13 protein-coding genes are annotated in these 12436 nt (G+C 50.7%); 7 read left to right on the top strand and 6 right to left on the bottom strand.

What is annotated here, in order from left to right; all coding sequences use genetic code 11:
* Window positions 1–43: 43 nt before the first annotated feature.
* The gene (tpx, locus tag VN24_RS00435) at window positions 44–556 is read right to left on the bottom strand and encodes a thiol peroxidase (protein ID WP_045668808.1); all 513 of its coding nucleotides are present in this window, start codon (window positions 554–556) and stop codon (window positions 44–46) included.
* A gap of 138 nt (window positions 557–694) precedes the next feature.
* On the opposite strand from tpx, the gene VN24_RS00430 reads away from it, so the two are divergent.
* Window positions 695–1306, top strand: coding sequence for a rhomboid family intramembrane serine protease (locus VN24_RS00430; protein ID WP_045668807.1), 612 nt, complete (start codon window positions 695–697; stop codon window positions 1304–1306).
* Window positions 1307–1434: 128 nt separating this feature from the next.
* Here VN24_RS00430 and VN24_RS00425 read toward each other — a convergent pair whose 3' ends face one another.
* Both VN24_RS00425 and VN24_RS00420 read right to left on the bottom strand, forming a co-directional pair.
* Window positions 1435–2118 (bottom strand): zinc metallopeptidase, encoded by a 684-nt coding sequence (locus tag VN24_RS00425; RefSeq protein ID WP_045668806.1) that lies wholly within the window; start codon window positions 2116–2118, stop codon window positions 1435–1437.
* Between the two features lie 33 nt (window positions 2119–2151).
* A complete protein-coding gene (locus tag VN24_RS00420; RefSeq protein ID WP_045668805.1) occupies window positions 2152–2592 on the bottom strand; it encodes a MerR family transcriptional regulator in 441 nt (146 codons plus the stop codon).
* A 371-nt stretch (window positions 2593–2963) separates the two neighbouring features.
* Between VN24_RS00420 and VN24_RS00415 the strand changes: the two genes are divergently transcribed.
* Genes VN24_RS00415 through VN24_RS00405 form a run of 3 tightly spaced genes read left to right on the top strand, consistent with a single transcriptional unit; the run spans window position 2964 to window position 6192 of the window.
* Window positions 2964–4325: an ammonium transporter gene (locus tag VN24_RS00415; protein WP_045668804.1), complete on the top strand. Its 1362-nt coding sequence runs from the start codon at window positions 2964–2966 to the stop codon at window positions 4323–4325.
* A 42-nt stretch (window positions 4326–4367) separates the two neighbouring features.
* Window positions 4368–5438: a DUF294 nucleotidyltransferase-like domain-containing protein gene (locus VN24_RS00410; protein WP_045668803.1), complete on the top strand. Its 1071-nt coding sequence runs from the start codon at window positions 4368–4370 to the stop codon at window positions 5436–5438.
* Window positions 5439–5457: 19 nt separating this feature from the next.
* Complete coding sequence (locus tag VN24_RS00405) at window positions 5458–6192, top strand: exonuclease domain-containing protein (RefSeq protein WP_045668802.1); 735 nt, start codon at window positions 5458–5460, stop codon at window positions 6190–6192.
* Here VN24_RS00405 and VN24_RS28640 read toward each other — a convergent pair.
* Window positions 6178–6600 (bottom strand): M67 family metallopeptidase, encoded by a 423-nt coding sequence (locus VN24_RS28640; protein WP_420798640.1) that lies wholly within the window; start codon window positions 6598–6600, stop codon window positions 6178–6180. The genes VN24_RS00405 and VN24_RS28640 overlap by 15 nt on opposite strands.
* A 253-nt stretch (window positions 6601–6853) precedes the next feature.
* Window positions 6854–8170, bottom strand: a complete 1317-nt coding sequence (locus VN24_RS00395; protein WP_082083538.1) for an MFS transporter — start codon at window positions 8168–8170, stop codon at window positions 6854–6856.
* A gap of 126 nt (window positions 8171–8296) precedes the next feature.
* On the opposite strand from VN24_RS00395, the gene VN24_RS00390 reads away from it, so the two are divergent.
* Window positions 8297–8842, top strand: a complete 546-nt coding sequence (locus VN24_RS00390) for a TlpA family protein disulfide reductase (protein ID WP_045668800.1) — start codon at window positions 8297–8299, stop codon at window positions 8840–8842.
* 115 nt (window positions 8843–8957) lie between these two features.
* Here the strand turns inward: VN24_RS00390 and cimA are convergent, their stop codons facing one another.
* Window positions 8958–10574 carry a citramalate synthase gene (gene cimA, locus VN24_RS00385; protein WP_045668799.1) on the bottom strand — a complete coding sequence of 539 codons (1617 nt, stop codon included), beginning with the start codon at window positions 10572–10574 and terminating at the stop codon, window positions 8958–8960.
* A 208-nt stretch (window positions 10575–10782) separates the two neighbouring features.
* Between cimA and VN24_RS00380 the strand changes: the two genes are divergently transcribed.
* Together VN24_RS00380 and VN24_RS00375 are read left to right on the top strand one after the other, a co-directional pair.
* Window positions 10783–12063 carry a DNA polymerase IV gene (locus VN24_RS00380; RefSeq protein ID WP_045668798.1) on the top strand — a complete coding sequence of 427 codons (1281 nt, stop codon included), beginning with the start codon at window positions 10783–10785 and terminating at the stop codon, window positions 12061–12063.
* 66 nt (window positions 12064–12129) lie between these two features.
* Window positions 12130–12366 (top strand): ferredoxin, encoded by a 237-nt coding sequence (locus VN24_RS00375; RefSeq protein ID WP_045668797.1) that lies wholly within the window; start codon window positions 12130–12132, stop codon window positions 12364–12366.
* Window positions 12367–12436 lie beyond the last annotated feature (70 nt).

Here is a 12436-nt window from a genome sequence, read left to right as displayed (position 1 = left end):
AAAGCGAGGAAGGAACCGCCTTCACTCGCTTTTTTTCGCTTATTTAAATGAGTTTTTTTACGGCTTCAATAGCCGCATCGTAATTCGGATGTTCGCTCATTTCACTCAAATACTCGACATATTGAATCGTATCGTTCTCGTCGATCACGAAGATTGCGCGCATATCGAGCGCAAACTCTTTAATCAGGACACCGTATGCTTCGCCGAAATTGTTGTCTTTATAATCGGACAGCATCACGACTTTGTCGACGCCTGCAGCTCCACACCAACGCGCTTGCGCGAACGGAAGGTCCGCACTGACCGTCAGCACGATTACTTTTTCGCCGAGGGTGCCGGCTTCAACGTTAAAGCGGCGCGTTTGCGCATCGCATACGCCCGTATCAATGGAGGGAACAACGCTGACCAGTTTGACCTTGCCTGCGAAATCGCTCAAGCTGACCGTTTCCACCAGCGATTTGTTCAGCGTGAAATCAGGAGCTTTATCGCCTGCTTTCAACTCGGGACCGAGAAGAGTGATAGGATTGCCTTTTAAAGCGGCCTGGCGCTCTTGTGACATTATGATGTCCTCCTTTAACGATTGTCTGATTAACTTTTCCAGGTTCATTATAAGCGTTAGGGAAGCAGGTTGTCCAATTGATTGGCATATGCTTACGAAGTGTTTTTGCTTACAGCAAAAACTTTAGGAGGTCACCTGATGATTTTTTTGCGTTATGAAAGCTTTAGGGGATATTTAAAGGCGTATCCGGTCACATCGGTCATTATCGCGCTTAATGCGCTTGCTTTCGTTTTGCTCACGATAGCCGGAAGCTCGACCGATTTACGTATGCTTATTCGATTTGGCGCTTTTATCCAGACCTTTGACGATCCTTACGGGTTATCGGAGCCGTGGCGCTATGTGACGTCCATATTTCTGCACAGCGGCTTTCAGCATCTGTTTTTCAACCTGTTTTCGCTGCTTGTTTTCGCGCCTCCGCTGGAAAGGCTGCTGAAGCCGCTGAGGTATGCGGGCTTCTTCTTGCTTTGCGGCGTAGCCGGCAATTTGGCAAGCGCGTTAATTGTGGCCGGCAATATGTTGTCTGTAGGGGCTTCGGGGGCGATTTACGGTGTATACGGCGCTTTTTTATATATTGCGCTCTTGCGGAAAGCGTCTTTGGATGAAAGCTCGCGAAAAACGGTCTACACCATCCTCATATTCGGTGTCATTTATTCCTTTATTTCACCCGGAATAAATATTTGGGCGCATTTGGGGGGCGGAATTGCCGGGTTTGTGTTGTGTGGTTTGTTTCAGCGCCGAACAATTCGTTAGCGCCGTCAGGCTGACGGTTGAAATGGACCGCCGACAGGCTCAAGGCGAGTAGCTAACAGCAAACAAAGAAAGAGGGAGGCATTCCCTGGTCAGGAATGCCTCCCTCTTTAAATGTCGTTAGATCGGCCTTATTCGCGGTTGGAGGAATTAAATATCATAATGTACTTCAAAAGCTCCAGCAGCGAAATGACAGCCGCCGCGACGTAAGTAAGAGCGGCAGCATTCAGTACTTTGGCAACGCCGCGTTCCTCGTCGTTTGTAATAAATCCTTCGGCGATCATAATGTCTCTTGCCCTGTTGCTGGCGTTAAATTCAACCGGAAGCGTAATGACCTGGAAGGCGACCGCTACCGAAAAGAAAATAATTCCGATTCCGATCAATCCGGTCAGTTGGAACAGAAAGCCGGCGATAAGCAGAAACGGAGCCAAACCGGAAGCGAAGTTGACGACCGGGAAAATCCGGTGGCGAAGCACAAGCATCGGATAATGAACCTTATGCTGGATCGCATGGCCGACCTCGTGGCACGCAACCGAGATGGCGGAAATGCTGTTTTCATAATAAACGGGTTCCGAGAGACGCACGACGCGGTGGATCGGATCGTAGTGATCTGAAAGCGTGCCGCGAACCGGTTCGATCGGAACATCGTGAAGCCCGTTGGCATCAAGCATGCGCCGTGCGGCTTCGTAGCCGGTCATGCCGCTCATGGAGCGAACTTCGGACCAGCGGTTGAACGTGCCGCGGACTCTAAACTGGGCCCAAATCGATAACGCGAACGCAATTAAAATGGGAATGTCCATCGGATGAAAAAACATGATCTATCCCTCCATCTGTATTGGCTACGCTGTTTACATAAAAGAACCTTTGTTAACCAAAATCATCAGCGCCTCGATACAGGCTGCGGTTTGCGGCATCAGCCGGTTGAACAGCTGGTGGGCCTGCTTTGGCTTCAGCTGCTCAATAACCGGCTCAAGCTCCTTAACCTGCCTCTCCAGCTGCGTCAGATTAAGCTGCAGATCGGTCAGCTTCTGCGATACATGCTGCACAGAAGAAACTTTGCTCCACGTATTCAAGGTTTCCTTTATTTCATCCAACGTATATTTTTCTTTCTTCAACTGTTCTATACGTTCAAGACGTTTCAAGGTTTCATCGTTGTAAAGCCGGTAATTTTTGTCCGAACGTTTAAAAGGCTCAATTAGGCCGACTGAGGTGTAATAATCGATCGTCCTCGGACTGACGTTCGCTCTTTTGGAAAGTTCTCCAATCCGCAGCAGTTTGGTATTCTCCATCGATCCACTTCCTTCCCAAATCATGCTTTTTTCTCTATTATAATGATAACGGTTTTGGAACCGTACAGTCAAACGTTATGCTTTGAAGAACGGGCTGCATTATGATGAAGAAATATGTTTTTATTAAGGAGGTTCTAAGAGTCCTATAATTTCCCATAGACTAATATTTTACGAAAAATGAAGCGCTTTGAGAAGGAATTCGAGGCGAAAAGAGCGAAAAAACTTAACATTCGGTTCATTTCGAAACACGAACGTTAGATTTTATTTTGCGTTTTACGAAAAACTATATTGTCAAAACTAGTGCTTCTGTCTATAATGACATTAAGTCTTTCCTAAAACGTTAGAGAATATCACACTAGGGAGTGGTCGTTTTGGTCAAGAAAATGTTGTTTACCCTAGGCGCGTTGTCGCTCTTGTTCCCGGCAATGGCCTTTGCGGAGGATCCATCTGCAGGAACACTGAACATGGGACTTAATTCACTCTGGATTTTAGTCGCAGCAGTACTTGTAATTCTGATGCAAGGCGGCTTCATTCTTTTGGAAACCGGTTCTACAAGAATGAAAAATGCCGGTCACGTTGCCGGTAAAACGATTTTCACTTTAGGTCTTTGCACCTTGGTTTACTGGGCTGTCGGCTATGGTTTGACGTTCGGAGGCAGCAGCAGCATTTCGCAATTTATCGGTTGGGGCGACTTCTTCTTCAGCCCGGCTAAAGCGGCTGCCGAAGGGGAAAACTATCCTTCGACTGTATTTTTTATGTTCCAGCTTGCTTTCGCTGCGGTTTCGCTGTCGATCGCATGGGGCGGATTCGCGGAACGCGCCAAGCTGTCCGTTTACCTCATTTTCACCATCCTGTTTACGGCGCTGATCTACCCGGTTATCGCGCACTGGATCTGGGGCGGCGGCTGGCTCGCTGAGGACGGCGCGCAAGACTTTGCAGGCTCCACGGTCGTTCACTTAACGGGTGCAATTGCGGCGTTTGCTGCAACGGTACTGCTTAAGCCGCGGATCGGCAAATTTAACAAAGACGGCTCCGCAAACGAAATTCTCGGTCACAACCAAGTTTTCAGCGCGTTGTCGGTGCTTCTTTTGTGGGTCGGCTGGTTTGGCTTCAACGCAGGCAGTACGGTAGCGGTCGGCGACGGTTTCTTCGGTTATGTGGCGTTCAACACTCAGCTCGGCGCAGCTGGTGGCGCTGTGGCGGCTCTCCTTGTATCCTGGGCATTGCTCGGCAAAGCGGATATCGGCTCTATGCTGAACGGCGCTTTGGCCGGTTTGGTTGCCATCACCGCGTCTTGTGCGTTCGTTGATCCTTGGGCGGCTGTTGTGATCGGTCTTATTGCCGGTGTGCTTGTCGTCTTCAGCGCGAAGTTCTTCGAGAAAGTAAAAGTCGACGATCCGATTTTCGCGCTTTCCGTTCACGGTGTAGCAGGGATCTGGGGAACGTTGGCAAACGGTATTTTCGCTACGAAAGAGCTTGCTGAAAAAGTAGGCATCGGCGAAGGCGGCGTAATCGACACCGGCAACTGGCATCAGCTTTGGGTTCAATTCGAAAGCGTTGTTGTCTGCGGCGCATACGTTCTGGTTGTTTCTTTCGTACTGCTTGGTCTGATCAAGGCTATTATGGGGCTGCGTGTTACGGAAGAACAAGAGATTGTAGGTCTGGATCTTAGCGAACACGGTACCTACGGCTATCCGGAACAAATGAAAAAAGCCGGACAAATCGATAACTAATCGTGTTTAGGCAGTAATTGTCCGAGGGGAGAGAGCGCCTGAATGAGCGATCCGTTCCGATTGCAGCTGTTAAAGCAGATCGGCTCGGCAGATGAGCTGTCGGTACTACGCAGTTTGCGGGATCAAGTTCAAGAACGGATGGTGGCTCTGCTCCCTGAGCGTGGGGTCGAACAATTTTATGTGGAAATGAACGAGGTACATGACGCTTTTATTAAGCGTGTAATCGTCCTCGCAGAAGCTGATATGGCACGGAGGGGGAAAGGTTCTCCCCCCGTGCCATATGCTTATTTATTGTTCGGCAGCGGCGGTAGGGAAGAGCAGACATTATCCAGTGACCAAGACAGCGGTATTGTGTACGAAGATCCGAGAAATGACGAGGATGCAGTCCGATGCCGGGATTATTTTAATGACCTGGCGCTCTGGATTGTGGAATCTCTGCAGAAGATCGGTTACCCTCCATGCGATGGCAACGTGCTGAGCAGCAACGCCGATTGGCGGTTATCTCTTTCCGAGTGGAAGGAGCGGTTAAACGGCTGGTTTGAAGAACCGGCGTGGGAGTCGGTTCGTTATTTGCTCATTGTCGCGGACGGTCGCTGTCTGTATGGAAAGCAAGAACTGGTTAAAGGGTTAAAAGATCATTTTTACAGCGATTATATTAATACCCCCGTCATCGTCAAACGAATGCTGGACAATACGCTGCGGCATAAAGTTCTGCTCGGCGTGTTCGGTCACCTGTTAAAGGAACAGTATGGGGAAGATGCCGGAAGTCTGGATATTAAATACGGAGCTTACATTCCGATGGTGAACTCCATCAGACTGCTCGCGATTCAGGCCAACCTGAAGATGACCTCGACGCTTGAAAGAATTAAAGGACTGCATGCGGAAGCGCAGCTGTCAGATGAAGAAGCGGAGGAATTAAGCGAGGCGTTTCGCTTGTTTCTCAAGCTTCGCCTGATGACGACGGAAAAGACGGAGAACGGTCTTTATTCCAATAACGGCAAATTGTCCGGCCGGAAGCTTACCAAAGAACTGGCGGACGAGCTGAAGAGCGGACTGAAGCTCGGAAAGAAACTGCAGCGCCGGGTGTATCGTCAAACGGTGAGCAGGCTCTGACGCGGCGGAGGAGAGAGTGATGAAAGAGCAAAAAGGTGTCGGCCGGATGTGGCAGCTTTATAAAATGGGTGGCGTCACGCCGGCCATTGCCTCTATGCTGGGTGCGCAAAATGCGCAGCAAATGGCTTTTATCCGCTCCATGACCAAAGAGCAGCGGAAGCAATCGATGCTGGACGAACCGTTGAAGGAGATGGAAGTGGTCGTGTTCGATCTGGAGACGACCGGCTTCTATCCTTACAACGGGGATGAAATTTTGTCATTCGGGGCGGTGCTGCTGCGCGGGAAGGAGCTGTACCCGGACCGGACGTTTTACAGTCTTGTGAATCCGAAACGAAGAGTGCCGAAGCATATTACGGAACTAACCGGAATCAGCAATGAAATGGTTGCAGACGCACCGGATTTGATGCAGGTGCTGCATGATTTTATGGAATTTTGCGGTAAACGGCTTCTGATTGCACATGGACTCGGCCATGACAAGCAGTTTTTAAATGCTGCTCTGTGGAAAACGTCCAAGGTCAATCTGACCCACCGTCTGCTTGACACGATGATGATCGCCAAATGGCTGAACCCGCACCGGGAAAGCTACGGTCTTGATGAACTGCTCGAGACTGAGAAAATTAAAGTTACCCAGCGACATCATGCGCTCAAAGACTCGCTTATGCAGGCAGAATTGTGGCTGCTTTATTTGAACCGGATTCTTGAACGCAATATTACGACGCTTGGTGATTTGTATGCTTATTTAAGCAAGCATTAACGGAATGAACCGGTTTCCGGCAATTTCGTATGCGGCTGCCTTTGGTTCAAGCGGCTGCCGAAGCGATATGATCCAGTAAGAGAGCCGACCTTTTGCCGCCGATGCGGTTGTCCATAATAAACCGTTTAGATCTCGAGTAGAAGGCAAAGGCGGCGTTGCAGGATGGGAATGGAAGAAACCGACAAGCTGTTGTCGGTTTTTTTGCATGCTGTAATAAGCGTCGATCCAATCCTCGGGACAAAATCGGAAGCTGTTTTTTGCCATTGGATGACAATTCGCAATCGGAATAACGGTATCGATCCTTGCGGGGGCGTTGGTTGTAGAAACCGCTTCGCCAGCGCCGCCGCCAGTTGTAGCCAGTACGCCGCACGCCTCTTCGGGCAAGGAACGCCGGCAGATCTCAATCATTCGCTCATAAGCCTCCGCCGTTATGAACTTGTTCGGAAATGGCATGGAGTGATTTCGGGCAATTCCATTTCCATCGTCGGTTTGGTTAAATGGCATCATCAAAACTCCTTTGCATAAAAAGAAAACAATGGTGCGCATATATCGTGTCTGCCAAAAGCTTGATTTCATTTCTGTAATGCTGTCGTTTCAGTATATCCTTTTACGACAACAATTGAAAAGCGCTTAAGCAAATCCGATTCGGCACCCTGACTTATTACTTTCTGTTGTTCGTCCCCGCCGTATCGCCAGATTTGGCCGGCGGGCGTACGAGCAGCCATACTCCGATCATGACCGCGACGGAAAGACCGGATACGATACCGAACAGCAGCATGACCGATACTGCGGTCAGCCATGTAAACAGCGGAGGACCGAACGCAACGCCGATAAAGCGGAGACTGCTGTACAAAGATGTAATCATCCCGCGCTTGGAACGGTCAACGGAGCCGGTAATCAGGGTGTTTAAACAAGGCAGCAGCAGCCCGGTGCCAATACTGCTTATTGTAATGAGCGCGATCAGCAAAATAATTTTATTGTAGCCGAGCATCCCGCATCCAAGTGCGGCAGCCATAAGAGCAAGCCCCGTCACCATTAAAATACGCATTAAACGGCCGTTATTTTTGATTACTCTTCCGGTCAAGTACGCCGTGACGACGAGCCCGAGCAGCGGAATGGCCAAAACGCCGCCTTTTGCTACGCCGTCGATATAATAAGGTGCTTTTTCCAAAACATCGGATAAATAAAAAAGAACGCCAAACATAATAAACAAACCAAGCGCCCCGGCGACGAATGCCGGGATAAGCCAACGGCCTTGCGCCTTAAATTCAGCTCCGATGCCGCGCAAATATTCCAAGGCCGGTACCGGCTTTTCATTGGATGAAGGCTCCTTCAGCATAAACATGACCGCCAGAAGCGACGCAGCGCAAAATAGCGGGAAAGCGAAGAACGGCGCATACCAGACGATGAGAGCGAGCAGGGAGCCGATAATCGGACTGACCACTTTACCGGTTCCGTTCGAAGCTTCAATGAGCCCAAGCGCTTCGCTCTCTTCCCCATCCTTATAAAGGTCGCCGACCAATGCCATGGCGATCGGCGCCGTTCCGGCGGCGGCAATGCCCTGAATAGCGCGCGATACGATCAATATGGCATAAGACCCCCATAATGCCCCAAATCCGGCCAGAATGCCCGCGGCTCCGTATATGGCCAGCGATGGAATAATGACCGCTTTACGGCTAAACCGGTCCGATAAATATCCGGCAACAGGTATGACAAGGCCCGCAGCGATAGAAAATAAAGTTATGACCATGCTGGATTGCAGCGAAGTCAGTTTCATTTGGCGTTCCATATCGGGCAAAATAGGTACGAGCATGGAGTTGCCGAGAACAAGCACAAGCGGAACAGTTGCAAGGGCAGTATATTCCTTCCATTTGCTACGGGACTTAGACCCGGAAGCTTTATTAGCGCCGCCGATCGTTTGGCCGACAGTCTGCTTGCGGACGGCGGCTCCGCCGGTGCTGCGGGATGCCTGATTCATTGAACATTTCCTCCGTTCGTGCGTGGGTTGACTCCACTAATGTGCCCGCACAGTTGAGCCGGCATTCCGCAGCATGGTAACATGGAAAAATCAAGCTGTTCCATATTTTGCGAAAGAAGGGTCCGCATGAAACGTACCATTGTGTTCGTCGTTGCTGCCTGTTTGCTTATTGCGTTCGCGGTGTTTGAATTTTATTCGGGCAAAGAAAGCAAAGCGACCGCTACCACCAATCCAGCAGACGCCCTGGAGAAACCGAAGGAAGGCTACATGGCCCCGGCGTTCACCTTGCAGGGGTTGGATGAAAGACCGTACTCGATCGGCGGAAGCCGCGGCAAGCTGCTCATTGTCAATTTTTGGGCTTCCTGGTGCGCGCCTTGCGAAATGGAAGCACCAGATTTGGAAGCGCTATACAAACAATATGGAGATCAAGTGGATTTATATGGCGTCAATTCAACGGCCTTTGACCGCGAACGCGATGCAAGGGAATTTGTTGATGCGCAAAAGCTTTCGTTCCCGATTTTGATGGATCGCGCAGGAGTGGCCACAAAGCTCTACAAAGTGGACAATTTTCCGACCAGCCTTATTATCGATCCTTCCGGGAAGGTATTGGAGCGGATAAACGGTATCATTACGCGTAAAGAGTGGGAATCGCGAATTGAGGGATATTTATAAGCGCCGGTTGAAAGCCGCTGCGCGGCAGTCACAGCGCTTATAATGGAGAAGATTGAAAAAACCTGCCGGGACAAAACTCTCCGGCAGGTTTTTGATTAACCTGGGCACATTTAGTTCAGTGATTCACAAGGCCGAGCTGCTCGCGCACGTTTTCCGAAGCGTTAGACTCCACTTTGGACATGTTTAGGATGGCGTACCGGAAGCTGTCCACCAGCGCTTCCCAGCTCGCTTCGATGACGTTGCTGGAAACGCCGACGGTGCTCCACGTATTGTCAAAGTCGGTCGATTCGATCAGGACGCGGACTTTAGCGGCGGTTGCCCCTTGCTCATCAATGACCCGAACTTTGTAATCGGAAAGATGGATATCGTTAATTTTCGGGAAAAACTGGATGAGCGATTTCCGCAGTGCATTGTCCAGCGCGTTAACGGGACCGTTCCCTTCGGCAGCCGTGTAGACCGTTTCGTCGCCCAGGCGGATTTTGACGATTGCCTCCGACACCATATCGGCGTTTGTTTTTTCAACGAGAATTTTGAACGATTCAACCTGGAAGATCTCTTCCATCTCGCCGAATGCTTCACGCAGAAGCAGCTCCATCGACGCGTCCGCGCCTTCAAATTGGTAGCCTTGATGCTCGAGTTCTTTAATCCGGTCGATAATTTCCCTCGTCTTATTGTTGTTGGCATTGATGTCGAGACCAAGCTCCTGGGCTTTGGAAATGACGTTGCTTTGGCCCGCCAGCTCGGAAACGAGAACACGCTGCTTGTTTCCGACAAGTTCCGGACGGATATGCTCGTACGTTTTGGAATCCTTCAAAATGGCCGATACATGGATGCCGCCCTTATGCGCAAACGCCGCATTGCCGACATAAGGCTGTCCGACGGGCATATTCGCATTGGCGATTTCACTTATATAACGGGCCGTTCCGGTAAGCTGCTGCAGTTTGTCCACGCCGATCGTGGAATAATCGAGCTTCAGCTCCAGATTCGGAATGATGGAGCATAAATTGGCGTTGCCGCACCGCTCGCCGTAACCGTTAATCGTCCCTTGCACCTGGCGTGCGCCGGCTTGAATCGCGGCGAGCGAATTGGCGACGGCCAGTTCGCAGTCGTTGTGGGTATGAATTCCGATATTCGCTTTAATCTCGTTGTTGACCCGTCTGACGATATCGTGAATTTCTCCCGGAAGCGTCCCGCCGTTCGTATCGCAGAGCACAATCCAGTCTGCACCCGCTTCACGGGCTTTCTGCAGAACGGTTAACGCGTATTCGGGGTTATGTTTGTAGCCGTCGAAGAAATGCTCGGCATCAAAAATCGCCTCGATGCCGTTGCGCTTCAAAAAAGCGATCGAATCGAAAATCATGGCCAGGTTTTCTTCAAGTGTCGTTTGCAGGGCGGTATGCACGTGAAAATCCCATGATTTGCCGACGAGCGTAGCTGCCGGAACGCCGGATTCTACGATGCGCAGCAGGCTGGCGTCCTGCTCGGCAACGCTGTTTTTGCGGCGGGTGCTGCCGAAAGCCGTAATTTTGGCGTTGAACTTCATTCCTTTGACCCGCTCAAAAAATTCAATGTCTTTATTGTTGCTTCCCGGGTTGCCGCCTTCAATATAATGAACGCCAAGTTCATCCAGCTTCAAGGCGATCTTTAATTTATCGTCCGCGGAGAGGCTGATCCCTTCTCCTTGGGTACCGTCGCGCAGCGTCGTGTCAAAAATCGATATGGCAGTTGTCATTGCCGGGTTATCCCCCTTAATTGCAGTCATCACAAAGTCATAATTCATAAATTATATCACTTATTACGTCACGTGTAGAGAGTTTGGTTCATTTTTTTAACAGCCGTCTTTCCTTGACCGTATTTGCATCCAATTGTATCCTAATTATAATACGAACCGGAGCTTAAATCACGCGGGCGGCTATCGTGAAAGCGAGGGATGAACGGACATGGTCGAAGATCATTACCCGGCTAAGGGAAGAGTAATCCTGCATTTGGATATGAACGCCTTCTATTGTTCCGTGCATGAAGCGGAGCATCCGGAACAATATAAAGGCAAGCCGACTGCTGTGGCCGGCAGTGTAGAGCTGCGCAAGGGCGTCATCGTTACATGCTCTTATGCCGCCCGCGCATTCGGCGTCAAGACGGGGATGACGGTACGGCAGGGATTGAAGGCATGCCCGCAGCTTATTATTATTCAGCCTGATTTTGATTTGTACCGCCGGTACTCGCGCGGATTTATGGACATTGCCCGCAGCTTTACGCCGCTGGTTCAGGCAACGTCGATCGATGAATGCTATCTGGATATTACCGGCTCGAAGCTGTACGGCACGCCGCTGGACATTGCCCACCGGATCCGGGAACGAATCCGGACCGAATGGGGGCTTCCTTGCTCCATCGGAATTGCGCCCAACAAGCTGCTGGCCAAAATGGCTTCCGATATGGACAAGCCGAATGGACTTACCGTACTGCGCATCCGCGACGTGCCGGCCCGGCTGTGGAGCCGCCCCTGCGACAGTCTGTTCGGCATCGGGCGAAAAACGGCGGATAAGCTGCGAAAGCTGAACATTCGGACGATCGGGGAGCTGGCTGCGAGCGACGTTTCGTTTTTGACGGGCCATTTCGGGGTAATGGGATTGTGGATGAAGGAAGCGGCGAATGGAATCGACCGTTCGCCTGTGAAGGAAACAATAGAACAAAGCAAATCGGTCGGGCATACGACGACGCTTCCCGAAAATTTGAGTGAATGTGAAGACATTCACCGTGTATTGCTTAATTTGGCCGATCAGACGTCGCGCAGAATGCGCCGGAAGAAGCTCGTTGCCCAGACGGTGCAAATTACGATCCGGCGGCCGGATATGTCGACCGTGACGCGCAGCATGACGCTCGAGACGCCGACCGACAACGCTGCCGAAATCCACCGTGAAGCGTGCAGGCTGTTCGATTTTCATTGGAAGCATGGAGGCCCAGTCAGATTGCTCGGCATCACGCTGCAAAATTTATCGCTAAAGGACGAGACGGCAGTGCAGCTCGACCTGTTCGATTACGACAAAAATCCGCGCCAGGAAGCGCTGACGCGCGCGATGGATAAGCTGAGGGACAAGTACGGCGAAGACGCGGTGCTGACGGCAGGCATGCTCGGAGACGATCCATCGGCTTTGATCCGGAACAAACGAATTCGGGGGACATCCTTGCAAATGGATGACGATTTGTTATATATTGATGTGTAAGGGAACTTATCATGACCCGGGATTTTTTTATGCCCGCATTTTTCAGCAATCTAGGAGGGAAAGACCATGGCTAAATATTCATGGGTAGACAAAGATACTTGCATCGCTTGCGGCGCGTGCGGAGCAACAGCTCCTGACATTTACGATTATGATGATGAAGGCCTCGCGGAAGTAATTTATGACGGCGACGGCAATCACGGCGTGAAAGCGATCGCGGAAGATCTGTATGACGATCTTCAAGACGCTTGCGACGGCTGCCCGACCGATTCCATCAAAATCGCTGACGAGCCGTTTAACCGATAATTTAATCCGAATCTGCAGACAGCAGATAAGGTTTATCCGGAGCTCCCGTTTCATTATGAAGCGGGAGCTT

This window comes from Paenibacillus beijingensis (assembly GCF_000961095.1).
GTDB classification, from domain to species: domain Bacteria; phylum Bacillota; class Bacilli; order Paenibacillales; family Paenibacillaceae; genus Paenibacillus_O; species Paenibacillus_O beijingensis.
The sequence above is the reverse complement of the archived record's forward strand: the minus strand, read 5'-3'. Positions and strand labels throughout refer to the sequence as shown.